Raw genomic sequence first — 22,919 nt, forward strand, 5'->3', positions numbered from 1 at the left:
TAATTTAGTCTACTGAGGCGACCAGATGACCAAGTCCGAGCTGATTGCACGACTGGCTGAGCGTTATTCTCAGCTGGTCGCCAAGGATGCCGAGTATGCTGTCAAGACCATCCTCGACGCGATGACGAACGCCCTGGCGACCGGCCAGCGCATCGAGATCCGTGGTTTCGGCAGCTTTGCGCTCAACAGCCGTCCGCCCCGTATCGGCCGCAACCCGAAGTCGGGCGACAAGGTGATGGTGCCCGAAAAACGGGTCCCGCACTTCAAGCCCGGCAAGCAGTTGCGCGAACGGGTCGACGCGATGGTCGGGCAACCGATCATCGAAGACTGACGTCGTCTGCCACGTGCAGGCAATGGAACGGCACCCGCGAGGGTGCCGTTTTTCGTTGGGTGGGCACCCCCGTGCCCACGCGGAACTGTGCGTATTGTTGGCCGTATTTCAAGCGGACCCGATCGCGTCCGTATCAACCTTTATCTCTGTGCATTTTCTCCTGCAAACACTATGCAAGCGTCCGCGTGGGCACGAAGCGCGTAACGGAGGCCCCCGGCCTCCGTTACCCCACCCTACGTCTTTGAAATAAACTTGCAGATATGCGACACTGCGCCTTTGCACTCCCCACCGCCAGGCCCACCTGATGAAATTCGTCTCCACCATCGCGGGATTTATCCTCTTCGTCCTGTTTTTCGGCTTCGCACTGAAGAACACGCAGGAAGTCGACCTGAACTTTTTCCTCGGTTACGAACTGCGCGGTCCGCTCGTGCTGATGCTGCTGGCCTTCTTCATCGCCGGCGCCGCCCTCGGCATCCTGGCCATGTCGCCGACCGTGTTCCGCCATCGCCGCGAGGCCTCGCAGCACAAGAACACCATCCAGGCGCTGCAGAGCGCGGCCGGTACCGGCGTGGCCCAGCCGACCGTCGACGCGGTTCCCATCAGCCCGCGCTAAGCGCATCATTACTCAACAATAAGAACTCCATGGAATTTGAAATCTGGTGGCTGCTGGCCGTTCCCGTCTTCTTTGGCCTCGGCTGGATCGCCGCCCGGGTCGACATCAAGCAACTCCTGTCCGAATCGCGCACCTTGCCGCGGGCCTATTTCAAGGGCCTGAACCTGCTGCTTAACGACCAGCCGGACAAGGCCATCGACGCCTTCATCGAAATCGTCACGCTCGACCCGGAAACGGCCGACATGCACTTTGCGCTCGGCAACCTGTTCCGCCGCCGCGGCGAGATCGAGCGCGCCATCCGCGTCCACCAGAACCTGCTGGCCAGGCCCGACCTGCCGCTCGAGCAGCGCACCCACGCCCAGTACGAACTCGGCATGGACTACCTGAAGGCCGGCCTGCTCGACCGCGCCGAGGAAACCTTCAATGGCCTGGTCGACAGTTCCTACAGCGTGCAGGCGCGCCGTTCGCTGCTGGAAATCTACCAGCGCGAAAAGGAGTGGGGCCGCGCCATCGAGGCCGCCACCGGCCTGCAGGCCTCGGGCGCCGGTGCCCGCCAGAAGGAAATCGCCCAGTTCTATTGCGAACTGGCCGACGACGCCCTGGTGCGGCGCGACATCCCGGACGCCATGGCGCTGCTGGACAAGGCCTTGCACGCCGACCGCAACAGCGTGCGCGCGACCATGCTGCTGGGCGACGCGCTGCTGGCCCAGGGCGACCCCGAGGCGGCGATCACGACCTGGAAGCGGGTCGAACAGCAGAGCGTGCCGCACGTGGCCCTGGTCGCCGGGCGCCTGATGGACGGTTACCGCCGCGTCGGCCGGCCGCAGGAAGGCGTCAACCTGCTGCGTTCCTACCTGGCCGAAGCGTCCTCGATTGACCTGATCGAGGTGGTCTTCAAGGCCGTCATTGAACTCGACGGCGTGGACGCTGCCAAACAGCTGGTGGTCGACGAGCTGCGCCGCAACCCGACCCTGCTTGGCCTGGACAAACTGCTCGAAGCGCGCCTGATGGACGCCCCGGCCCACATCTGGGAAGAGCTGTCGATGGTGAAGAACCTGATCCACGGCTACACGGCCAAGCTGGCGCGCTACCAGTGCGGGCATTGCGGCTTCAAGGCGCGCCAGTATTACTGGCAATGCCCGGGCTGCAACCACTGGGAAACCTATCCGCCGCGCCGCACCGAAGAACTGAACGTCATGAACTGACGCGTTGCACGTACCTGAAGAATCGAACATGAGCATTGATACCCCAAGCCGCCTGCTGTCGGGCGCAGACTACCTCCACGCGGCCGCCCCGCAGCTCGACAACGTCCGCATGCTGGTGGTCGGCGACGTCATGCTCGACCGCTACTGGTTCGGCGACGTCTCGCGTATTTCCCCGGAAGCGCCGGTGCCGGTGGTGCGCATCGAGCGGCGCGAGGAACGCCTCGGCGGCGCCGCCAACGTCGCCCGCAACGCGGCCGCGCTGGGCGCCCACAGCGGCCTGCTTGGCGTGGTCGGGGCCGACGAAGCCGGCGCTTCGGTCGAGGCCCTGCTGCGCGACTCGCAGATCCACAGCTACCTCAAGCGCGACGAGGCGATCTCCACCATCATCAAGCTGCGCGTGATCGGCCGCCAGCAGCAGATGGTGCGCATCGACTTCGAGGATGCGCCCACCGAAACCGTGCTGCGCGACAAGCTCACCCAGTTCCGCGCGCTGCTGCCCGACTACGACGTGCTGATCTTCTCCGACTACAACAAGGGCAGCCTGGTCAACGTCGCCGAGATGGTGCGCGCCGCGCGCGAGGCCGGCAAGATCGTGATGGTCGACCCGAAGGGCGACGATTTCTCGCCCTACGCCGGTGCGACCATCCTCACGCCGAACAAGTCCGAACTGCGCCGCATCGTCGGCAACTGGAAGACCGAAGAGCAGCTGACCACGAAGGCGCAGGCGCTGCGTGTCGAGCTGGGCCTGGAAGCGCTGCTGCTGACGCGCTCGGAAGAGGGCATGAGCCTGTACACCGAACACGAGGTGCTGCACGTACACGCCGACGCACGCGAGGTGTTCGACGTCTCGGGCGCGGGCGACACCGTGATCGCGACCATGGCCGCCATGCTGGGCGCCGGCGCCCCGCTGGACGTGGCGCTGGCGACGGCGAACCGGGCAGGGGGAATTGTGGTTGGGAAGCTGGGTACGGCCACGGTCACGCGCGAGGAATTGTTCCCGGGATAATCGGTTCAATTCTCACATTAACAACACCTCCGCATCATCCGGCAACACCAGCCTGCTCGCCGCCGGATACCTTTCCTCCCCATTGAAACTGCGGCAAAACACCGTCTGGTTCGCATAATTGCGCAATTCCTCGCTGGCCGGCAGCGTCGCCACCACGTGTTCGCCATCGACCAGGGTGACGGCCGCGTCGCGCATGCGGCTGCAGACGGACACGCTGAGCTTGCGCGTCACCGCCCACACCACCGGCTTCTGGTACCACGGCAGCAGCCTGCCGACCGAGCCGCGCGCGTCCTGGAGCAGGCTGCGCACGCCGCCGATGGTCCAGCCGTCCGGCGCGAGCAGGGGCACCAGCACCAGGTTGACCGACAAATCTTCCTTGCGCTTGTTGATGAGGAAGTGTCCTTTTTCAGTTGCCACCTGGTCGATGACGGGCACCACGAAGACGCCGCTGCGCTCGGGCCGCACCGCCACCGTGTCGTGCTCGCCCTCGAGCCAGATCTCGAGGTCGTCGGTGCGCACGCCCTGGCGCGTGCCGCGCAGTTGCACGGCCAGCGCGGCGCGGCCGCCGAGCGCCTGCTGGACCGCCTTGGCCATCGGGTAGAACAGGTCGGCGTAGGGGACGAGACGGGTGCGCGTGCCGGTCACCTGGACCTGCTGGATGGGACCGTCGGGCGCCTCGGCCCGTGCCGGGGCCTCACCCAGGGCGAGCAGGAAGACCAGCAGGGTGACCGGCAGGAAGGCCGGCAGGGAGCGGACTCGGCGCATGATGGACGGGGATCGCGAGGCGTGATCCGTCATCCTTTCACGCTTTTGCAAAAAGCTCAACAGCTGGCAGCGCAGCTGTCTTTTTCCCCGCACAGTCTCGCTTGACGACGCTCAAACGTGAGGCGTCAACAAGCCCGGCCGTGGACCGTTAAGCGCAGGTGGCCGGCATCCGCCGTCCGCTTTTCGTACATGGAGAGATTCGATGATCAAGAAACTGATGCTTGCCCTTGCCACGCTGGTCGCGTCGACCGGCTTCGCCTTTGCCCAGGTCGATATCAACAAGGCTGACGAAGCCGCGCTCAACGGTGTGAAGGGCGTTGGCCCGAGCATGTCGAAAGCGATCCTGGAGGAGCGCAGCAAGGGCGGGTTCAAGGACTGGGCTGACTTCCAGAAGCGCGTCAAGGGTGTCGGCGAGAAGAAGGCGGCCAAGCTGTCCGAAGCGGGCCTGCAGGTGAACGGCAAGGGCAAGGAAGGCGCGGCTGCCGCCACGGCCGAGAGCAAGCCGGCCAAGACCGCCGCCACCAAGGAAGCGAAGGCCAAGCCGGCCGAAGCCAAGGCCGCGATGTAAGGAAAGGTAGGAAAGGCCGGGCCGGCGGATGTCGCGCCGACCGGCCAGCCACAGGCTCTTCAAGGAATTTTTGCATGTAAATACTGCAAGAGACGGGGTATGCATGAGAAGATGTGCTGCTTGATTGAAGCGCAACGATTCCAGGAATTCTCATGCCTCCACTCCGCATCACCGCCGGCCTGATCGCCGCACTGTTCGCCACCGGCGCCGCCGCAGCTACCCCTGCCGCAGCTGCCGGATCCGCCGGCCCTGACGTCACCCGCCAGCAGGCCCAGATCAAACAGATCGTCGCCGAGATTTCGCCCAAGCGCATCGAAGCCTATGTGCGCAAGCTGGTCAGTTTTGAGACGCGCCACACGATGTCCGACACCGTTTCCGAGACGCGCGGCATCGGCGCCGCCCGCCGCTGGATCAAGGCCGAGCTCGAGCGCTGCGGCGCCGGCACCGCGCTGCAGGTCGCCTTCGACAGCCACGTGGCCCCGGTCTCCGCGCGCATTTCGAAACCGACCGAAATCGTGAACGTCGTCGCCACGCTGCCGGGCACGCAGGAAGCGTCGAAGGACCGCATCTACGTGACGAGCGGCCACTACGACTCGCGCAACACCGACGTGATGGACGCCAACGGCGCCGCGCCGGGCGCCAACGACGACGCCTCGGGCACCGCCGCCGTGATGGAGATGGCCTGCGTGATGGCCAAGCACAAGTTCGACGCGACCCTGGTCTTCATGGCGGTCGCCGCCGAAGAGCAGGGCCTGCTGGGCGCGGGCCACTGGGCAAAGCAGGCGCGCGCCAACAACCTGAACGTCGCCGGCATGTTCACCAACGACATCATCGGCAGCTCGCGCGCCGACGACGGCCGCATCGACAACAAGCAGGTGCGCCTGTTCTCGCAAAGCGTCCCGGCCACCAAGGAAATGAGCGAAGCCGTGCGCGCCCTGCTGGCCACCGGCGGCGAGAGCGATTCGATCTCGCGCCAGCTCGCGCGCCACACCAAGGAGCAGGGCGAGCGCTACGTGAAGGGCTTCAAGGTCAGCGTGATCCACCGCCACGACCGCTACCTGCGCGGCGGCGACCACATGCCTTTCCTGGAACAGGGCTATGCGGCGCTGCGCTTCACCGAGCCGAACGAGGACTTCGCGCACCAGCACCAGAACCTGCGCACCGAAGACGGCAAGGTCTATGGCGACCTGCTCGAGTTCGTCGACTACGACTACACCGCCAAGGTGGCCAAGGTGAACGCGGCGACGCTCGCCTCGCTGGCCCTGGCGCCGGCCGCGCCCCAGCAGGTCAAGGTGCGCACCGACAAGCTGACCAACGACACGACGCTGGTCTGGCAGCCGAACGCCGAACCCGACGTCGCCGGCTACCGCGTCGTCTGGCGCGAGACCACCGCGCCGGTGTGGCAAGGCTCGAAGTTCGTCGGCAACGTCAACGAAGCCACCATCAAGCTGTCGAAGGACAATTATTTCTTCGGCGTGCAGGCGGTGGACAAGGATGGCAACGTGAGCGTGGCGACGTATCCGCTGCCGCTGCGCTGATCGTAGGGTGGACGGCTCTGCCGTCCACGCGTTCAATTACCGGTTGCACATCATGATGAACGTTTCATACGTTTGCTGAACGCGTGGACGGGGAACCCGTCCACCCTACGCACCTCGGCCATAAGGCCGCCCAATACGCCCAATTGCTTCTCGGATTAAAATGGCAGCTTAAAGAACTGCATGAGAGCAACCATGGCCTACAAGACCATCGAAGACACGATCGGCAATACCCCGCTGGTGCAGCTGGTACGCCTCCCCGGCGCCGACGCTGCGGCGCGCAACAACATCATCCTCGGCAAACTCGAAGGCAACAATCCGGCCGGTTCCGTGAAGGACCGCGCGGCGATGTCCATGCTCAAGCATGCTGAAGAGCGCGGCCAGATCAAACCGGGCGACACCATCATCGAGGCCACCTCGGGCAATACCGGCATTGCGCTGGCCATGGCGGCTGCCATCCGCGGCTACAAGATGCTGCTGCTGATGCCCGACAACCTGTCGATCGAACGGCGTCAGAGCATGGCCGCCTACGGCGCCCAGATCGTGCTCACGCCCAAGACGGGCGGCATGGAATACGCGCGCGACATGGCCGAGCAGATGCAGAAGGAAGGCAAGGGCATCATCCTCGACCAGTTCGCCAACCAGGACAACCCGCGCGCCCACTACGAAACCACCGGGCCGGAGATCTGGCGCGACACCGAGGGCCGCATCACCCACTTCGTCAGCGCCATGGGCACGACCGGCACCATCATGGGCGTGTCGCGCTACCTGAAGGAACAGAACGAGGCGGTGCGCATCGTCGGCGCCCAGCCGGAGGAGGGTTCGTCGATCCCCGGCATCCGCAAGTGGCCGCAAGCCTACCTGCCGAAGATCTACGACAAGGCGCGCGTGGACCAGGTGGAAAACGTCAGCCAGGCAGCCGCCGAGCAGATGGCGCGCCGACTGGCGGCCGAGGAGGGCATCTTCTGCGGCATTTCCGCCGCCGGCGCCTGCGAAGTGGCGCTGCGCATTTCCCAGACCGTGGAGAACGCGACCATCGTGTTCGTCGTCTGCGACCGTGGCGACCGCTACCTGTCGACGGGCGTGTTCCCGGCCTGATGCAACCGGAAACGTAATAGGAAAGGGGCGATCGAATCGCCCCTTTTCGCTTTTACGCGCTTCCCGCAACCTTTCCGTCACAGCCGCATAGGTGCCGGCTGTGCAAGAATGCGTGAGGATTACTCGCCGCTCGATGCCGGTGCTGCGCCTTCTTTCGGCTTGAACTGCTTGTCGCTGATACGGAACTTGTTACGACGGTCGCCCATCAGGTAACGCAGGTCACGGATCGACAGGTCGCTTACTTCGTGCATGCGGATCAGCAGCGAAGCACCGACCGGCAGACGGTGGTGGCGGATCTTGGAGATGACCGGCGGCGCCACTTCGAGCGCACGCGACAGGGCGGCGTCGTTCTTCAGGCGCAGGTTCTCGATCAGGGTGTCCAGCAGACGGTTCGGGTTGTATTGCAACAGTTCATCCGACTCCGCATCGCTGTTCATATCAATGCCGACTTGGTTTGTCATGATTTCAAAAATTCCTATGTGGGTTACGGAAAGTCGCTAGCGGCGTTTCGATTCCGGAAGTTCTTTCGAAAAAATCTACTCAATTGTACAACTATTTTGAGCTCTAGTACTTATGAGCAATAGAATTCGGTGCGAAGCCTTGACTCTGTTGTCTAATCGCAACAATAGCCGCAATGCAATTCTCTCACAAACTCACTGAAAAAATAATTGTTTTTTCGTTAAATTGAAGTTTAAGAGAAACACGTGTTGCGCGCCGCACGTTTCAGAACGATATGCTTAAATGACAAGATATGAGGGGGTATGCGGCGTGCCTGAATGTTTCCATAGAGTACAGAAACAGGACGGGAACGGGTACACCGGGGGAGTACCCGCCCAGTGGCGGGTATCGAGGCTGCTGCACTGCGGCAGAAGTTGCTGCAGGCGGTTACACGCTGTTACAACATTTCTGTCGTTATAAGACCGGGGAGGTCTGCGCCGCACGGGCTTCGCGCACGGCGCGCCCGAGGTCGATGACCGACATGGCGTAGAAATAACTGCGGTTGTACTTGGTGATGGCAAAGAAATTATCGGTCGCCGCCCAGTACTCGGTCGCATCGGCGCCGTTTTGCAGGTCGACCAGGCCGTACAGGCGGTTCGGCGCCAGCGGGATATCGGTCACCACGCCCGCCGACTGCAGCTCGTCCGGGCGCAGGGTGGCGGCCAGGCCGCGGCCGAGCAGGCTTTCCCAGACGCGGTGCGGCGCCACGTCCGCCCGCACCACTGCAGGGCCGGTATCGCGCGGATTCCAGCCGTGTTCGATCAGGAAGTTGGCGACGCTGCCGATGGCGTCGCTCGTCGAGTTGCGCAGGTCGACGTGGCCGTCGCCGTCGAAGTCGACGCCGTATTTCAGGATGTTGCCGGGCATGAACTGCGGCAGTCCGACCGCACCGGCAAACGAGCCGAGCAGGGTGAACGGGTCGATCTTTTCGTGGCGCGCCAGCAGCAGGGCGTTCTCGAGCTCGCTGCGGAAGAACACGCTGCGCGCGGCCTGGTTCGGCGCTTCCGGATAGGCGAAGGCGAGCGTGGTCAGGGTGTCGATCACCCGGAAGCGGCCGGTGTCGCGGCCGTACACGGTTTCCACGCCGATGATGCCGGCGATGATCTCGGCCGGCACCCCATAGGTCGCTTCGGCGCGCGCCAGGGCGTCGGCGTTCTCGTTCCAGAAGCGCACGCCGGCATTGATGCGGATCGGCTCGATGAAGCGTTCGCTGTAGGCCTGCCAGTTCTTCGGCTTGCCCGGCGGCGCAGGCTTGACCAGCTGCACCGCCGATTCGACGAAGCGCACCTGGCGCATCAGGTTCTCCAGCTCGGCGCGGTCCAGGCCATGCTTGACGACCATCTCGTCGATGAAGTCGCGCACCGCCTGCCACTCGCTGAAATTGACCTGTTCGCCGGCGTAGTCGATGGCGGCGACTGCGACCACTGGCGCCATGACCTTGGCGGCGACCGGGGCGGCCTTGACGGGCTTGGCCTTGGCGGCCTTGGCCGGCTTCGCCTTGGCTGCCTTGGCCCCCTTGGCTTTCGCCGCCCTGGCCTTGTCGGCCCTGGTCTTGGCCGGCTGGTTCTTGGCGGCCGCGGCGGCGTCGGGGAGGGGTGCTGCTGCGAGGAAGATTGCTGCGAGAAGTGGTACGAACGATTTCATCTAACGTGCGAAAGTAAGCGCTTCAGGGTCGCGGCGAGACGGTCGTGCTGGCGAGGCGGCGCATACCGCCAGGCGCCGTAGCGGGCGAGGAACTCGGCCGTCGCCGCGGCTGCCGGCGGCGCCAGCTGGCCCGATGCCGCAATCCGCGCGGCATACGCGGACGGGCTCTCATCTGCCGAGCGCGCCAAACCCAACCGGGCCAGGCGCGCGCATAGGGCCGAGTATAGCGCATCGATCGGATCAATTTCCCGGCGGCGCCTTAAAGTTCGCACGAGCAGCAACACAGTTGCCAGGACGGCCAGACCGACCGGCATGCGCCAGTCCAGCATCGAGGACTGCACGCTGTCGACGAAGCTGCGCTGGCGTTGCGGCGAGTAATTCAGCACCCACTGGTTCCAGCCATTGTTCACGGCGCCGACCGCGTAGCGCATCTGCGCCAGCCACGGGTTGCTGTCGGCGTCGAGCCGGATCAGGCGCCCGAGTCCCTCGAGGCCGAAGGGCGGCGGCGGCGGGATCGCCTCGTTCAGGCCGCTGCGCACCCGCTCCGGGGCAACCGCCGCCGTCGGGTCGACCCGCACCCAGCCGCGCCTGGGCAGCCACACCTCGGCCCAGGCGTGGGCGTCGGATTGGCGCACGGTGACGAAGCCGTCGATGGGATTGAGGTCGCCGCCCTGGTAGCCCGTCACCACCCGCGCCGGCACCCCGGCCGCGCGCATCAGGAACACGAAGCTGCCGGCGAAATGCTCGCAAAAGCCGGCGCGGCTGCCGTACAGGAAATCGTCGACCGCGTGGCGCCCGAGCAGCGGCGGGTTGAGCGTGTAGACGTAGTTCTCGCGCCGGAAGCCGTTGAGCACCGCCACGACGCGCTTGCGCGGATCCGGTTCCGAGCGCAGCGACAGCCCGGCCATCAGCGCGCGTGGATTGCTGTCGCCGGGCAGTTGCAGCCACTGGCCGCTGTCGTCGGGCAGGCCGGGCGCCTCCAGCCGGTAGTCGAGGAAGGAAGCGAGCCGGTAGCGCAGGCGCGCCGCGACCGGGAAGGCAGCGGTGAGTTCGAAGTCGTTCGATACCCGGGCGATGTTGCCGTCCAGTTCAGGCAGGCGCTGCGGCATTTCGAGGGCGAACAGCCAGCGGCTGTTCGAAGGTTCCAGGGTGATTTCGTAGCCGACCGGCTTGCCGCTGACCGACAGCGCCGGCAGGGAAGATGGCAAGGACGGGCTGGACGCCGAGCGGCCAGCCCTGGTACGGGTCCAGGTGCGCCCGTCGTAGTCGCCCAGCACCGGGCCGCGCCAGTAGAGCTGCTCCTGGGACGGCATGGGACCGTCGAAGCGCACGCGGAAGGCCGTCTCGCCGGACTGCGCCAGGTGCGCCATCGTGCCCGGCGCCATGGTCTCGGACATCCCCGAGCGCGCGCTGTTGGCGTCGCCCGGCATGCCCCACAGCGGGCCTTCGATGCGCGGGAACAGGAAGAACAGGGCCAGCGCCAGCGGCGCCGCCAGGCCCAGGATGCGCGCGCTCATCAGGAAGCGCTGGCGCAGCGGCGGCACCGCGCCGCTGAACTGGAAGCTCATCTGGGCTGTGAGGAGCGCGAGCACCGAGGCCGCCATCAGCAGCGCCGTGCCGATGCCCTGCTCGTAGAAGAAGTTGGTCAGCACCAGGAAGAAGCACAGGAAGACCACCACGAACAGGTCGCGCCGCGCGTGCATCTCCAGCATCTTGAAGGCCACCAGCAGCACCAGCATCGCCACCCCGGCGTCGCGCCCGAGCAGGGTCTGGTAGCTGTGGGCGACGCCGGCCATGGCGGCGGCCGCCAGCGGCAGCAGCAGGACGGACGAGGGCATGCGCTTGCCCTGCAGCGTGATCGCCGCCCGCCACAGCAGGGTCAGGGCGCACAGCGCGGAGACCCACGGCGGCAGGTGGGCCGTGTGCGGCGCCAGCACCAGCAGGGCGCTGAAGAGCAGCAGCAGGGTGTCGGCCTTGTCGCGCGGCAGGGCGGCAAGACGGGCCAGCAGCGCCTTCATCGCGCGCCCCCGCCGTACAGGGCCAGCGCGCGCAGGCAGGCGGCCGCGTGGGCGGCGCCACTGGCGGCGGGGTAGCTGGCGTCGCCAAGGCGGAAGGCGTAGGGCAGGGCCCGTCCTTCGGCGTCGAGCACCCAGCGCGTCATGCGCGACAGGCGCAGTTCGAGGTCGAGCTGCGGGGGCAGCTGGGCCAGGTCGAACACCAGTTCGTCGCGCGCGCCGCCCTCGAAATGCTTGGTGGCGAGCTGGCCGCCGTCGAGCGGGTCGAGGCGGGCGATCTGGCGCCAGGCCAGGCGGCGCAGCGGGTCGCCCGGCTGGTAGGGGCGCACGCCGGCGAAATCGTCTTCGCCCGCGCGGCCGCCGGCGTCGCCTCGCGCGCTTGCGCCGGTATCGCGCGGCAGCGGCGGCGCACCTTCCTCGGGGAAGGGGTAGACCAGGGCCTGCAGGTCGGGACGCCAGTAGCTCCAGGCGCGGAACAGCCCGAGCGGGAAACGGGTGGACAGGGTCAGGCGCGGCGCCTCCAGCCAGCCGCGCCTGTCGGTGGGCAGGGCGATGCGCACCGTCGTGCTGCCGAGCGCGGGGACGTCGGCCGCGTGGCGCGCATCCCCCGTGTCGGCGACGTCGATCCAGATGGCGTAGCGCTCGCGCGCCGTCGTGTTCACCAGCTGCAGCTCGAAGACGGCTTCCTGGCCCGCGAACACGGGCGCGGCGCGCACCGGTTTCAGGCGCAGGTGGGCCAGGTTGCGCCAGGTGAGCGCCATGTCGACCAGCGCGCAGGAGAGCGCCAGGAAGGTCAGCCCGAAGCCGAGGCCGAGGTTGTAGTTGATCGAGCCGATCAGGAGCACCAGCAGCAGGGCGCCGAAGCCGAGGCCGGGCCCGGTCGGCAGGATGTAGATGCGGCGCTGGCCGAGGAAGAGCTCGCCCTTGTCGCTCCGCGCGGAGCGGCGCCACCCCATGCTGCGGCGGCGGAACCAGTCGCCGACCGGCCCGGCCGTCGTGTGCGCCTGCGCGAGGGGCTGGTCCAGCGGCTGATCCAGGCGCTGATTCATGAGCGGGCCCTTACACCGGCACCGATTTTTGCAGCTGCAGCACCAGGTCGCGGCTGGCCAGCGCCATGCCCTGGGCCGACTTGAGCGGACGCAGGCGGTGCGCGCAGACCGGCACCAGCACCGCCTGGATATCTTCCGGCAGCACGTGGTCGCGGCCCTCGAGCGCGGCCCAGGCGCGCCCGGCCTGCAGCAGCGCGATCGCGGCGCGCGGCGACAGGCCTTCGGCAAACAGGTTGCCGCCGCGCGAAGCCTGGGCCAGCGCCTGCACGTAATCGATCAGTGCGCTCGACGCATGGATGCCGCGCAGCGCTCCCTGCGCGTCGATCAGCTCGAGCGGGCTCATGGCAGGCGCGAGTTCGCGCAGCATGGCGCGCCTGTCTTCGCCCATCAGCAGCGCGCGTTCGGCGGCGGCGTCCGGGTAGCCCAGGGACAGGCACATCAGGAAGCGGTCGAGCTGCGACTCGGGCAGCGGGAAGGTGCCGACCTGGTGCGCCGGGTTTTGCGTCGCGATGACGAAGAAGGGTTCGGGCAGGGGACGCGTCTGGCCGTCGATGCTGACCTGGCGCTCTTCCATCGCTTCGAGCAGGCCCGATTGCGTCTTGGGCGTGGCGCGGTTGATTTCGTCGGCCAGCAGCACCTGGGTGAAGATCGGTCCCGGGTGGAAGGTGAAACCGTTCTTCTCGCGCTCGTACACCGAGATCCCGGCCACGTCGGCCGGCAGCAGGTCGCTGGTGAACTGGACGCGGTTGAACTTGAGGCCGAGCGAGAGGGCGAGGGCGTGCGCCAGGGTGGTCTTGCCGACGCCCGGCACGTCCTCGATCAGGAGGTGGCCGCCGGCAAGCAGGCAGGTGAAGGCGAGGCGCACCTGCTGGTCCTTGCCGACCACGACCTGGTTGACCTGGCGGGCGGCGGCGTGCAGTTTGTTGAACATGATAGGTTCCGATAGCGGGTAGCGGGTAGTGCCGGACGCTGAGCGACATGGTAGATTAGCGCCATTGGCAAGCTTTCTTTCTACGCCGCGGCAAGCCGTCCGGATGATTCTATGCGAGAACGGCAGATCCCGGTGTATGGCTGAGTTATATTCGAGAAACAGCGTCAAGAAACAGCGCACCACCACCGCACCCATCGGCACCCCATGAGCACAGCAATCTACAGCCATCCCGACTGCCTGAAACACGACATGGGCGACTGGCATCCCGAGTCGCCGTCCCGCCTGCAGGCGATCGAAGACCAGCTGATCCTGGCCCGGCTCGACGGTCTGCTCGAGCGCCGCCTGGCGCCGCTCGCGGAGATCCCGGCCGTCCTGCGCAACCACACCGAAGGCGCGCTGGCGCTGGTGCGCGACAATACGCCGAAGGAGCCCGGCACGGTCTATCCGCTCGACGGCGACACCCTGCTGTGCCACGCGAGCTACGACGCCGCCCTGCGCGCCGCCGGCGCCGCGCTGGCCGCCACCGATGCGGTATTGGCCGGCGAGATCGACAACGCCTTCTGCTCGACCCGCCCGCCGGGCCACCACGCGCGTCCGAACGAGCCGATGGGCTTCTGCTTCTTCAACAACGTGGCGATCGCCGCGCGCCATGCCATGGAAAGCCATGGCCTGGAACGCGTCGCCATCGTCGATTTCGACGTCCACCACGGCAACGGCACTGTCGACGCCTTCCGCGACGACCCGCGCGTGCTGATGGCCAGCTTCTTCCAGCACCCGTTCTATCCCTACACCGCGCCCGAACCGATCACCGCCACCTGCGTCAACGTGCCGGTGCCGGCCGGCAGCGGCGGCGACGTCGTGCGCCAGGTGGTGCAGGAATACTGGCTGCCCGCGCTGCATGCGCACCGCCCGCAAATAATCTTCATTTCGGCCGGCTTCGACGCCCACCGCGACGACGACATGGGCGGCATGGCACTGGTCGAGGCCGACTACGCCTGGATCACGCGGCAGGTGATGGCGGTGGCGCGCGAGCACGCGCAGGGACGCATCGTCAGCTGCCTCGAGGGCGGCTACGACCTGTCGGCGCTCGGCCGCAGTGTCGTTGCACACATAAAAGTTCTTTCGGAACTTGATTAAAAGCAAACTTTATTTGCATTAGCGAATAAACAACAAAATCTTCTTCATTCTTCCAATCGTGCGTGACTGGTAGCAAGCTCAGGCATACAGTCGAGCCAGCCGCAGGAAGCGGCTGCGCCTGCGTCAGCCGGGCAGCGGTGGCCGGTCGACGGGCGTCCACTCAAAACAGGAGGAGAATGTGAAGAAAGCACTACAGATGGTATTGGCGGTCTGCCTGATGGCAGTCTCCGGGCTGGCTGCAGCGGCGAACTACACGCTGTGGATCAACGGACGCACGGGCGGCGGCGTCGTCGGCAACTACAACAGCTGGACCTACTGGGGGCCGGGCACCACGGCCGCCGGCGTCAACAAGAAGTCGGTCAACTGGGACGGGCGCAGCAGCATCGCTTCGCAAAGCGGCAAGATCCGCGATGCCCTCGACTGCTTCTGCACGGGCACCAACTGGTGCTACGTCGCGACCCACAGCGCGGGCGACCTGATGATGGGCTACACGCTGGCCAACTACGGCGGCTCGGCGCGCATGAAGAAGAACGCCTCGCCCGGTTCGACCGGCGTGTGCGGCAATTCGGACGGCAGCTCGCAGACCGGCTGGAACATCAAGTGGGTGCGCGCCGCCTCGGGCGCCGCCGGCGGCTCGGAGCTGTCGGACGCCGGTTTCTGGACCACCTCGGAGCCGCTGGTGCAGGACCTGAAAACCACCACCGCGCGCGCGATGTACAACCACAACACCACCCGCAACGTCTGGTTCTACATGTACGCGGGCGCCAAGGGCACGGCCTACTCGGGCATCCTGCCGGGCCAGGACGACGAGGCCGTGGCCTACCACAGCACGGGCGGCGTGGCCGGCAGTTCGGGCGGCTCCTGGTGCAACCCGAGCGACTGGCTGTGCAACGACCTTACCCTGGGCACGGCGGCCAACGAGGGCGGCGCGCTGAAGTGGAGTTACCACTCGGTGAGCTTCCGCGACGATAACGAGGCCTACAACCACTACGCCAACGCCAATTGGGCGGGGATCGTCGGCGTGGTACGCAACGCCGTGGTGAACAGTGCCCTCTGAGCGTCCACGGCAGGGAAGGGAGGCGGCCTGGCGCCGCTGGTTGCCACTGGCGCTGCTGGCGGCGCTGGTGGCGGCCATCGCCTGGCTGGCGCTGCGCGGCGATGGCCAGCCCGCGGCACCTGCCACGGCCGCCGCCGCGCCGGCGCCCGCCCAGGGCCGGCAGTTCTTCGGCCAGGTCGGGGGCGAGATGGGTCCGCCGGCCGGCGACGAACGCGCGCGCCGGCGCCAGCAGCTGGTGGAAACCTTCCAGCTGGCCGACCACAGTTACTGCAGCTACCGCGAGGGCAGCAAGTACCCCGCCAGCTCGCGCCCGATGTCGCAGAATCCCGACCAGGCCTATCCGAACCAGCCGGTGACGGAAACGACCCCGATGCGCGGCGACGACCGGCGCAGCAATCCCAACATCCTAATCCAGAGCTCGCAGTCGCGCGTCTACCTGGCGGCCGGCGAATCGGTCGCGTTCTCGCTGCGCGCGGTCGCGCCGGACGGCACCGTGATTCCGCTGGTGGTCACGCGCTCGATCGCGGCCGGCATTACCACTGTCGGCACCCGCCCGACCACGCAGGTGCCGCTCGCCTTTGCCGACGACGGCAGCGGCGCCGATCCGGTGGCGGGCGACGGCGCCTTCGCCGCCGTGCTGACACCTGCGCAAACCGGGCTGGCGGGCTTCCATGGCACGATCCGCACCGAAGTGCGCTACACGGCGGGCGGCAAGAACGGCGCGCTGGTCTTCGACGTAATTTATTCGCCCAAGGTGCCGGCGATCTGGGCGGGGGCGCCGCGCGAGGCGCTCGAGGACGGTTCGCTCGCCTTCATCCTGCGCGTCGACGTGCGCCAGGCCGGACGCTACGTCGTCACCGGCCGCATCGACGACGCCAGCGGCAAGCCGTTCGCGCTGGCCACCTTCAACGAGGTGCTGGGGCCGGGGCCGAACGACATCAAGCTGGTCGCCTTCGGCAAGCTGATGCATGATGGCGCGCCGAAGCTGCCGCTGACCCTGCGCGACGTGGACGGCTACCTGCTGAAGGAAAACACCGACCCCGACCGCGAGCTGATGGCGCGCCTGGAAGGGACTGTGCTGACCAGCCGCACGCGCTCGCTCGACGGCATCGCCGACACCGAGTGGACCAGCGAGGAGCGCGAACGCTACCTGACGGAGTTCGCCAAGGACCGCAGGCAGGCGCACGCGGAACTGGCAAAATTCGATCCGGCCGGGCCGATGCCGGCCAGCGCCTGCGGGCCGGTAAAATAAAACGCGGACGGGCGCCGCAGCCGGCGCCCGTTTTTATTTGCCGGGTAAGGATTCGTCTCCGGGCACGGCTGCCCGCCACTGTTCGGTATCCTCCACACGACTCGGCCGCACATGCGGATTGACGCACAGTCCCTCTTGTCGCAAAAATATGAACACGCGGTCGGCCGCCTGCAACCCACGCCACTGCAACCCATCAGACGGAGGATGACATGCGACGTTCCGCGCGCCTTGCGCTCTCGCTGTGCCTGCCTGGCCTGCTCGCCGCCGGCGTGGCCGGCGCCACCGACTACAGCCTGTGGATCCACGGCCGCACCGGCGGCGGCGCGATCGGCAACTACAACGACTTCACCTATTTCGGTCCGAACGCCACCCCTGCCGGCATCAACAAGAAGTCGGTCAACTGGGACGGGCGCAGCAGCGTCGCCTCGCAAAGCGGCACCATCCGCTCCGCGCTCGACTGCTTCTGCACCGGCGGCAACTGGTGCTATGTCGCCGTGCACAGCGCCGGCGACATGCTGATGGGCTACACGCTGGCCAATTACGGCGGCTCGGCGCGCCCGGTGACGAATGCCCAGCCGAATGCGGCCGGCGTCTGCACGGCCGGCACCGGCGGCACCCAGACCGGCTGGAACATCAAGTGGGTGCGGGTGGCCGCGGGTTCGGCCGGCGGCACCGAGCTGGCCGACATCGGCTCCTGGACTACCAGCGAACCGCTGGCCCAGCAGCACAAGGTGGCGACCGCGCGCGCGCTCTACAACCACAACGAAACGCGCAACATCTGGTTCTACATGTACGCGGGCGCGGCCGGCACCCTGTACTCGTTCACGCTGCCGGGGCAGGACGACGAGGTCGTCGCCTACCACAGCTCGGGCGGCGTCTCGGGCAGCGGCGGCAGCTCCTTCTGCAATCCGGGCGACTGGTTCTGCAACGACCTGAGCCTCGGCAGCGGACCGAACCAGGGCGGGCGGACGAAGTGGGCCTTCCACTCGGTGGTGTTCCGCGACGATGGGGAGGATTACGGGCACTACACGGGGCGCAACTGGGGTGGGGTGACGTCGCTGGTAAGGCGCGATATGGAAGCCCTGGCGAGATAGCTGAACAGACACGTAGGGTGGGCAGGTCTCCTGCCCACGCGTTCAACTCTCTCTTGAGTATAGAAGACAGTCGCGGCGCCCTCGATGACCGATCAGAGAGCTAGCCTTGACTGAACGCGTGGACGGGAGACCCGTCCACGCTACGAAATCACCCCGACCGGTCGAGCTTGCGCTTTTCCGCCGCGCTCAGCCGCTTGGCGGTCACATACACCACATACATCGGCTGCGCCCCTGGCGGCTGCGCCAGCTCGGTCTCGGCCACCGCGCTCACGGGCGCAGCGGGCAGCGGGCGGTCCGATTGCCCGCTCAGGCAGGCGGCCAGGACGAGTCCCCCGAAAGCCCCAAAAATCCATACCTCGACGTTGCGCGCGATGTCCATGATCTCCTCCGTGATGTGATCCCTGCGCGGCCGGGAGCGGCCGTGCTGTCATCGTGCCCGTCCGGGATGACTCGATATTGCAACGAATCAAGCCAAAACAATTCCGTAAGGAAACTTTGCAACAACGCGTCGGGACGCCGTTCCCGATAGCCGCGTAAAATACCGCCTCGTTCGCAGAATTTTGAAAGCACAGCATGTCGATACAATGGTTCCCGGGCCACATGAACTCCGCCAAGAAGCAGGCGGAGGAGCAGATGGAAAACACCGATCTGGTGATCGAGGTACTCGACGCGCGCCTGCCCGAGGCCAGCTGCAATCCGCTGGTCGACCGGATGCGCAAGTTCCGCCAGCGTCCGGTGCTCAAAATCCTGAACAAGATCGACCTGGCCGATCCCGAGGCGACCGCCGCCTGGAAGGCGTATTACGATGCCTTGCCCGGCGTGACGGCCTATCCGATGACGACCAAGCGGCCGGCCGACGTCGCGCGCATCCCGGCGCTGGCGCTCTCGCTGGCCCCGCACCGCGGCGTGCCGACCAAGCCGCTGCGCATCATGATCATGGGCATCCCGAACGTCGGCAAATCGACGCTGATGAACGCGCTCCTGAAAAAGCGCGTGGCCAAGGTCGGCGACGAGCCGGCGGTGACCAAGACCCAGCAAAAGCTGTATCTCGACAAGCACACGGTCCTGGTCGATACCCCGGGCCTGATGTGGCCGAAGATCGAGATGCCGAGCGATGGCCTGATGCTGGCCGCCAGCCACGCGATCGGCACCAACGCGCTGATCGAGGAAGAAGTGGCCTTCTTCCTGGGCGACCTGCTGCTCGAGCGCTACCCGCAGCTGCTCAGCGCGCGCTATGGCTTCAAGACCGAAGGACTGGACGGCATCGGCGTGGTCGAGAACGTCGCGGCGCGCCGTGGCTTCCGCGTGCGCGGCGGCGAATTCGATGTCGAGAAGGCGGCCCACGTGCTGCTGCACGACTACCGCAGCGGCGCCCTCGGCCGCATCAGCCTGGAAACGCCGGACAGCCGCGCCCAGCGCCTGGCCGCGCACAAGGCGGAGGTGGAAGAGAAGGCGCGCATCGCGGCCGAGAAGGCGGCGTTAAAAGCCGAGGAAGCAGCACGGGGCAAGCGCGGTACGTGAGGGGACCTCGACAAACCTACTGCGCGTCGGATTGTCGCCCTGCGATGCTCGCTGTACCAAAGTACAGCTGCGCTTCTCGAACGACACTCCTTCCGCTCGCTACGGTTTGTCGAGGCCCCGAAACGCTAGCTCTGTGCATACAGGCGTAGATTTCGTAGGGTGGGCACTTGTGCCCACGCAGTCTGACGACACGCACATCCGCGCCATCACCAACGCCCGTTGGTGAACATTTCCCTTGCCACGTATATAATCACCCCCGTTCTGGTGCCCGCGTGCGCAATCTGCGCGCGCAGTTAAACGGGAAACACGACGCCCCAGCGCCTCCGGCGCGCGGCCAACGTGTGCTGCCCCCGCAACGGTAAACAAGCGTCGCCCCACGGCGACTGGCCGCTTCGAACACCACTGTGCCCGGCATAGGAAGGTGAAGCGGTCCGACTTGCTAGCCCGGATACCGGCCAGGACAGGGGGGCACTGCTCGATCCACAGCGATCGGGCAGCGTCCGTTGAATCCGGCTTGCGGGGACGCAGGCCGGGTGCACATTCATTTCAAAAGAACCAAAACATGAGCTTTGCTGTTGTCCCGAACAGCGCGCCGGTACTCAAGCCGCTCGCGCTGGCCTGCGCTTTCTCCCTTTCCCTTTTCGCCGGCGCTGCCGGCGCCCAGGAACAGGCCATCTCCACCGTCCACGTGACCGGCTCGCGCTTCCCGGCCGATGCCGCACTGCCCACGGTGGGCGCCACCGTCATCACCGCCGACGAAATCCGTAACGCCGGCGTCACCGACGTCAACCAGGCGATCCGCAAGATCGGCGGCGTCTACGGCCGCCAGAGCCTGGACGGCTCGCCCGACTTCGGCCTCGACCTGCGCGGCTTCGGCACCAACAGCAGCCAGAACATGGTGGTGCTGGTCGACGGCGTGCGCATGAACGAGAACGAACTGGCCGGCGCCGTGCTGTCGACCATCCCCGTCGACACCGTCGAGCGCATCGAGATCGCCCGCGGCGGCAGCAGCGTGCTGTATGGCGAAGGCGCGACGGGCGGCGTCATCAACATCATCACCAGACGCGGCGCCCAGGCCGGCTACCACGGTTCCGTCAGCCTCGAAGGCGGCCGCTTCGACCAGCACGATGCACGCGCCTCGCTGCGCCATGGCGAAGGCGCGCTCTCCTTCGACCTGGCCGCCGCCCACCAGGGCACCGACAACTACCGCGACAACAACGAGTTCCGCCAGAAGACCGTCAGCGGCGGCGTCCAGTGGGCGCGCGGCGACAGCCGCCTCGGCCTGCGCGTCGAATCGGCACGCCAGGAATCGCGCTTCCCGGGTTCGCTGAGCCTGGCCCAGTTCGAGGCCAACCCGCGCCAGAGCCTGACCCCGAACGACTTCGGTTCGCTCGACAGCGACCGCGTGACCCTCTCCGGCGCCCACCGCATCGGCAGCGTCGAACTGGCGGCCGAACTGTCGCACCGCGAGCGCGAAACCCTGGGCCACTACGAATCCGAATTCGGCACCAGCGACGTCGCCAACCGCAGCCGCCAGACCCAGTTCTCGCCGCGCCTGCGCCACCTTGCGCGCCACAATGGCCTGCTCAACGAATTCGTCGCCGGCGTCGACCTGCTGGAGTGGGAGCGTGTCTCCACCTTCGGCGGCGCCTTCGGCGTCTCGGGCAACGATGCGAAGCAGGACGCGCGCGCCTTCTACCTGCGCGACGAAGTGCGCTGGAACGAGGCCTACAACGCGCGCCTGGCCGTCGGCGCCCGCCACGAGACGTTCGAGAAGGATTACGCCGACCCGTTCGCCAGCGTGCCGCAGGAAAGCAGCAGGCAGTCGCAGAACGCCTGGTCGGTCGAAGGCAGCATCGATCCGGTGCCGGGCGTGACCCTGCATGCCAAGGCGGGCGAGAGCTACCGTATCCCGAATGCCGACGAGAACAGCTACCGCTCCAGCGTCCAGGTGCTCGACGTGCAGACCTCGCGCGACCTCGAATTCGGCGTGACCGTGGGCAGCGAAGCGCGCCGCATCTCGGCACGCGTGTTCCGCCACCGCCTGCGCGACGAGATCTTCTTCGATCCGACGCTCGCCTTCGGCTTCGGCATCAACACCAACCTGGATCCGACCCGCCGCCAGGGCATCGAAGTCGACGGCCACCTGGACCTGCCTGCCAACCTTCGCCTGAGCGGCCACGTGCAGCACGTGAAGGCCGAGTTCACCGACGGCCCGAACCCCGGCCGCGAGATGGTGCTGGTGCCGAAGAACGTGGTCACCGCGCGCCTGGCCTGGATGCCCCGGAATGGCCACAGCGCCGACATCGGCGCCCAGTACGTCTCGAACCAGCGCTACGGCAGCGACTTCGACAACAGCTGCGCCGCGCGCATCCCGTCCTACACGACGATCGACGCGCGCTACGCGCTGAAGGTCGGCGCCTGGGAGTTCGCCGCGACCGGCCTGAACCTGGGCGACCGCCGCTACTTCAGCCAGGCCTTCGGCTGCCGCAGCGGCATCTACCCGAGCGACGCGCGCCAGCTGAAGCTGTCCGCCCGCTACGAGTTCTGATGCCATGAGGGTGCTGCCAGCCGCGTCCCGTCCCCGCCAGCATGCCGTGCTGGCGCTGCTGGGCGTCTGCGCGCTGCTGGCGCTGGCCGGGGCGGGGCTGGCCGGTTCGGTGCCGCTGGTCTTGCAGGAACTGCCCGACGCGCTGGCCAGCCTGGCGGCGGGCGCCCCGGAAGGGATGACGGCAACCCTGCTCGACCTGCGCCTCGGGCGCGCCAGCAGTGCGTTCGCCACCGGCGCCGCGCTGGCGCTGGCCGGCGTCATGATGCAGGCGCTGGTGCGCAATCCCCTGGCCGATCCCTACGTGCTGGGCGTGTCGGCCGGCGCCGCGGTCGGGGCGCTGGCGGCGCTGCTGTTCGGCGCGGCCCTGTGGGCGGTCGACCTGGGCGCCTTCGGCGGGGCGATCGGCATCTCGCTGCTGCTCTACCTGCTCGCGCGCAGGGATCTCGGCGGCGGGCGCGGCGCGGCGCGCACCGGCGAGTCCGGCGTGCTGCTCCTGACGGGCGTGGTGCTGGCCTCGGCCTGCATGGCGCTGGTCACCCTGATGCTCTCGGTCGCCCCCGAATCCCGCCTGCGCGGCATGGTGTTCTGGATGATCGGCGACCTCGCCGGCACCTCCTGGCGCCTGCTGCCCTGGCTCGTGCTGGGTGCGGCGCTCCTGCTCGGCTTGCGCCGTGCAAGGGCATTGAATATCCTGGCGCTGCACACCGACGCCGCCGTCACCCTCGGGGTCGACGTCGCCGCGCAGCGCCGCTTCCTGTTCGTCTGTTCCGGCCTGCTGACCGCCTGCGCCGTGACCACCGGCGGCAGCATCGGCTTCGTCGGCCTGGTGGTGCCGCACGCCTGCCGCCATGCTTTCGGGCCCGATCACCGCATCCTGCTGCCCGCCGCCGCGCTGGCCGGCGGCAGCTTCCTGGTGCTGGCCGATACCCTGGCGCGCACCGTGCTCGCGCCCCAGCAGCTGCCCGTCGGCGTGCTGACCTCGCTGATCGGCGTGCCGGTCTTCCTGTTCCAGCTCCACCAACTGCACCTGCGCCGCCGATGATCCACGC

Annotated in this window: 21 protein-coding genes and 1 riboswitch; of the genes, 14 read left to right on the plus strand and 7 right to left on the minus strand. The window is 67.1% G+C overall.

Annotated elements, in window-relative coordinates:
- Positions 1-25 precede the first annotated feature (25 nt).
- From ACWCIA_RS09020 to rfaE1, 4 genes are all read left to right on the plus strand, one after another.
- Positions 26-331, plus strand: coding sequence for an integration host factor subunit beta (locus ACWCIA_RS09020; protein WP_056344442.1), 306 nt, complete (start codon positions 26-28; stop codon positions 329-331).
- Positions 332-635: 304 nt separating this feature from the next.
- Positions 636-944: a LapA family protein gene (locus tag ACWCIA_RS09025; protein ID WP_454162521.1), complete on the plus strand. Its 309-nt coding sequence runs from the start codon at positions 636-638 to the stop codon at positions 942-944.
- Positions 945-973: 29 nt separating this feature from the next.
- A complete protein-coding gene (gene lapB / locus ACWCIA_RS09030) occupies positions 974-2,149 on the plus strand; it encodes a lipopolysaccharide assembly protein LapB (RefSeq protein ID WP_454162523.1) in 1,176 nt (391 codons plus the stop codon).
- Positions 2,150-2,177: 28 nt separating this feature from the next.
- The gene (gene rfaE1 / locus ACWCIA_RS09035; protein WP_454162525.1) at positions 2,178-3,155 is read left to right on the plus strand and encodes a D-glycero-beta-D-manno-heptose-7-phosphate kinase; all 978 of its coding nucleotides are present in this window, start codon (positions 2,178-2,180) and stop codon (positions 3,153-3,155) included.
- Between the two features lie 12 nt (positions 3,156-3,167).
- Here rfaE1 and ACWCIA_RS09040 read toward each other — a convergent pair whose 3' ends face one another.
- Positions 3,168-3,920, minus strand: a complete 753-nt coding sequence (locus ACWCIA_RS09040) for a hypothetical protein (RefSeq protein WP_454162526.1) — start codon at positions 3,918-3,920, stop codon at positions 3,168-3,170.
- Positions 3,921-4,122: 202 nt separating this feature from the next.
- Here ACWCIA_RS09040 and ACWCIA_RS09045 point away from each other — a divergent pair, with 202 nt between their 5' ends.
- The 3 genes from ACWCIA_RS09045 to cysM all read left to right on the plus strand — a co-directional run bounded on the left by ACWCIA_RS09045 (position 4,123) and on the right by cysM (position 7,121).
- Positions 4,123-4,488 carry a ComEA family DNA-binding protein gene (locus ACWCIA_RS09045; protein WP_454162528.1) on the plus strand — a complete coding sequence of 122 codons (366 nt, stop codon included), beginning with the start codon at positions 4,123-4,125 and terminating at the stop codon, positions 4,486-4,488.
- A gap of 152 nt (positions 4,489-4,640) precedes the next feature.
- Positions 4,641-6,026 carry a M20/M25/M40 family metallo-hydrolase gene (locus tag ACWCIA_RS09050; protein ID WP_454162529.1) on the plus strand — a complete coding sequence of 462 codons (1,386 nt, stop codon included), beginning with the start codon at positions 4,641-4,643 and terminating at the stop codon, positions 6,024-6,026.
- A gap of 192 nt (positions 6,027-6,218) precedes the next feature.
- Positions 6,219-7,121 carry a cysteine synthase CysM gene (gene cysM / locus ACWCIA_RS09055; protein ID WP_454162531.1) on the plus strand — a complete coding sequence of 301 codons (903 nt, stop codon included), beginning with the start codon at positions 6,219-6,221 and terminating at the stop codon, positions 7,119-7,121.
- A 119-nt stretch (positions 7,122-7,240) separates the two neighbouring features.
- Here the strand turns inward: cysM and ACWCIA_RS09060 are convergent, their stop codons facing one another.
- The 5 genes from ACWCIA_RS09060 to ACWCIA_RS09080 form a co-directional block, all read right to left on the minus strand.
- Positions 7,241-7,582, minus strand: a complete 342-nt coding sequence (locus ACWCIA_RS09060) for a hypothetical protein (RefSeq protein ID WP_454162533.1) — start codon at positions 7,580-7,582, stop codon at positions 7,241-7,243.
- Positions 7,583-8,033: 451 nt separating this feature from the next.
- A complete protein-coding gene (gene mltB / locus ACWCIA_RS09065; protein WP_454162535.1) occupies positions 8,034-9,263 on the minus strand; it encodes a lytic murein transglycosylase B in 1,230 nt (409 codons plus the stop codon).
- A complete protein-coding gene (locus tag ACWCIA_RS09070) occupies positions 9,260-11,281 on the minus strand; it encodes a transglutaminase TgpA family protein (protein WP_454162537.1) in 2,022 nt (673 codons plus the stop codon). Before ACWCIA_RS09070 ends, mltB begins: the two co-directional genes overlap by 4 nt.
- Positions 11,278-12,327: a DUF58 domain-containing protein gene (locus ACWCIA_RS09075; RefSeq protein WP_454162539.1), complete on the minus strand. Its 1,050-nt coding sequence runs from the start codon at positions 12,325-12,327 to the stop codon at positions 11,278-11,280. Before ACWCIA_RS09075 ends, ACWCIA_RS09070 begins: the two co-directional genes overlap by 4 nt.
- Positions 12,328-12,337: 10 nt before the next feature.
- A complete protein-coding gene (locus ACWCIA_RS09080) occupies positions 12,338-13,258 on the minus strand; it encodes an AAA family ATPase (RefSeq protein WP_454162541.1) in 921 nt (306 codons plus the stop codon).
- A 204-nt stretch (positions 13,259-13,462) separates the two neighbouring features.
- Here ACWCIA_RS09080 and ACWCIA_RS09085 point away from each other — a divergent pair, with 204 nt between their 5' ends.
- The 4 genes from ACWCIA_RS09085 to ACWCIA_RS09100 all read left to right on the plus strand — a co-directional run bounded on the left by ACWCIA_RS09085 (position 13,463) and on the right by ACWCIA_RS09100 (position 17,798).
- Positions 13,463-14,395: a histone deacetylase family protein gene (locus ACWCIA_RS09085; RefSeq protein ID WP_454162542.1), complete on the plus strand. Its 933-nt coding sequence runs from the start codon at positions 13,463-13,465 to the stop codon at positions 14,393-14,395.
- Between the two features lie 178 nt (positions 14,396-14,573).
- Positions 14,574-15,452, plus strand: coding sequence for a hypothetical protein (locus tag ACWCIA_RS09090; RefSeq protein ID WP_454162543.1), 879 nt, complete (start codon positions 14,574-14,576; stop codon positions 15,450-15,452).
- A gap of 40 nt (positions 15,453-15,492) precedes the next feature.
- Positions 15,493-16,704 (plus strand): choice-of-anchor X domain-containing protein, encoded by a 1,212-nt coding sequence (locus ACWCIA_RS09095; protein ID WP_454162545.1) that lies wholly within the window; start codon positions 15,493-15,495, stop codon positions 16,702-16,704.
- Positions 16,705-16,913: 209 nt separating this feature from the next.
- Entirely contained in the window at positions 16,914-17,798 is an 885-nt protein-coding gene (locus ACWCIA_RS09100; protein WP_454162547.1) for a hypothetical protein, read from the plus strand.
- 148 nt (positions 17,799-17,946) lie between these two features.
- Here ACWCIA_RS09100 and ACWCIA_RS09105 read toward each other — a convergent pair whose 3' ends face one another.
- Positions 17,947-18,177: a hypothetical protein gene (locus ACWCIA_RS09105; protein ID WP_454162548.1), complete on the minus strand. Its 231-nt coding sequence runs from the start codon at positions 18,175-18,177 to the stop codon at positions 17,947-17,949.
- A 194-nt stretch (positions 18,178-18,371) separates the two neighbouring features.
- Here ACWCIA_RS09105 and ylqF point away from each other — a divergent pair, with 194 nt between their 5' ends.
- The 3 genes from ylqF to ACWCIA_RS09120 all read left to right on the plus strand — a co-directional run bounded on the left by ylqF (position 18,372) and on the right by ACWCIA_RS09120 (position 22,912).
- Positions 18,372-19,319 (plus strand): ribosome biogenesis GTPase YlqF, encoded by a 948-nt coding sequence (gene ylqF / locus ACWCIA_RS09110; protein WP_454162550.1) that lies wholly within the window; start codon positions 18,372-18,374, stop codon positions 19,317-19,319.
- A gap of 245 nt (positions 19,320-19,564) precedes the next feature.
- A riboswitch (cobalamin riboswitch) is annotated at positions 19,565-19,793 on the plus strand.
- A gap of 88 nt (positions 19,794-19,881) precedes the next feature.
- Positions 19,882-21,870 carry a TonB-dependent receptor family protein gene (locus ACWCIA_RS09115; protein WP_454162551.1) on the plus strand — a complete coding sequence of 663 codons (1,989 nt, stop codon included), beginning with the start codon at positions 19,882-19,884 and terminating at the stop codon, positions 21,868-21,870.
- 4 nt (positions 21,871-21,874) lie between these two features.
- The gene (locus tag ACWCIA_RS09120) at positions 21,875-22,912 is read left to right on the plus strand and encodes a FecCD family ABC transporter permease (RefSeq protein WP_454162552.1); all 1,038 of its coding nucleotides are present in this window, start codon (positions 21,875-21,877) and stop codon (positions 22,910-22,912) included.
- Positions 22,913-22,919 lie beyond the last annotated feature (7 nt).

Source organism: Massilia sp. SYSU DXS3249 (assembly GCF_053668055.1).

Coding starts and splice junctions, on each gene's coding strand:
- ACWCIA_RS09020 (WP_056344442.1), top strand. CDS start 26: ATGACCAAGTCCGAGCTGATTGCACGACTGGCTGAGCGTTATTCTCAG.
- ACWCIA_RS09025 (WP_454162521.1), top strand. CDS start 636: ATGAAATTCGTCTCCACCATCGCGGGATTTATCCTCTTCGTCCTGTTT.
- lapB (WP_454162523.1), top strand. CDS start 974: ATGGAATTTGAAATCTGGTGGCTGCTGGCCGTTCCCGTCTTCTTTGGC.
- rfaE1 (WP_454162525.1), top strand. CDS start 2,178: ATGAGCATTGATACCCCAAGCCGCCTGCTGTCGGGCGCAGACTACCTC.
- ACWCIA_RS09040 (WP_454162526.1), bottom strand. CDS start 3,920: ATGCGCCGAGTCCGCTCCCTGCCGGCCTTCCTGCCGGTCACCCTGCTG.
- ACWCIA_RS09045 (WP_454162528.1), top strand. CDS start 4,123: ATGATCAAGAAACTGATGCTTGCCCTTGCCACGCTGGTCGCGTCGACC.
- ACWCIA_RS09050 (WP_454162529.1), top strand. CDS start 4,641: ATGCCTCCACTCCGCATCACCGCCGGCCTGATCGCCGCACTGTTCGCC.
- cysM (WP_454162531.1), top strand. CDS start 6,219: ATGGCCTACAAGACCATCGAAGACACGATCGGCAATACCCCGCTGGTG.
- ACWCIA_RS09060 (WP_454162533.1), bottom strand. CDS start 7,582: ATGACAAACCAAGTCGGCATTGATATGAACAGCGATGCGGAGTCGGAT.
- mltB (WP_454162535.1), bottom strand. CDS start 9,263: ATGAAATCGTTCGTACCACTTCTCGCAGCAATCTTCCTCGCAGCAGCA.
- ACWCIA_RS09070 (WP_454162537.1), bottom strand. CDS start 11,281: ATGAAGGCGCTGCTGGCCCGTCTTGCCGCCCTGCCGCGCGACAAGGCC.
- ACWCIA_RS09075 (WP_454162539.1), bottom strand. CDS start 12,327: ATGAATCAGCGCCTGGATCAGCCGCTGGACCAGCCCCTCGCGCAGGCG.
- ACWCIA_RS09080 (WP_454162541.1), bottom strand. CDS start 13,258: ATGTTCAACAAACTGCACGCCGCCGCCCGCCAGGTCAACCAGGTCGTG.
- ACWCIA_RS09085 (WP_454162542.1), top strand. CDS start 13,463: ATGAGCACAGCAATCTACAGCCATCCCGACTGCCTGAAACACGACATG.
- ACWCIA_RS09100 (WP_454162547.1), top strand. CDS start 16,914: ATGCGACGTTCCGCGCGCCTTGCGCTCTCGCTGTGCCTGCCTGGCCTG.
- ACWCIA_RS09105 (WP_454162548.1), bottom strand. CDS start 18,177: ATGGACATCGCGCGCAACGTCGAGGTATGGATTTTTGGGGCTTTCGGG.
- ylqF (WP_454162550.1), top strand. CDS start 18,372: ATGTCGATACAATGGTTCCCGGGCCACATGAACTCCGCCAAGAAGCAG.
- ACWCIA_RS09115 (WP_454162551.1), top strand. CDS start 19,882: ATGAGCTTTGCTGTTGTCCCGAACAGCGCGCCGGTACTCAAGCCGCTC.
- ACWCIA_RS09120 (WP_454162552.1), top strand. CDS start 21,875: ATGAGGGTGCTGCCAGCCGCGTCCCGTCCCCGCCAGCATGCCGTGCTG.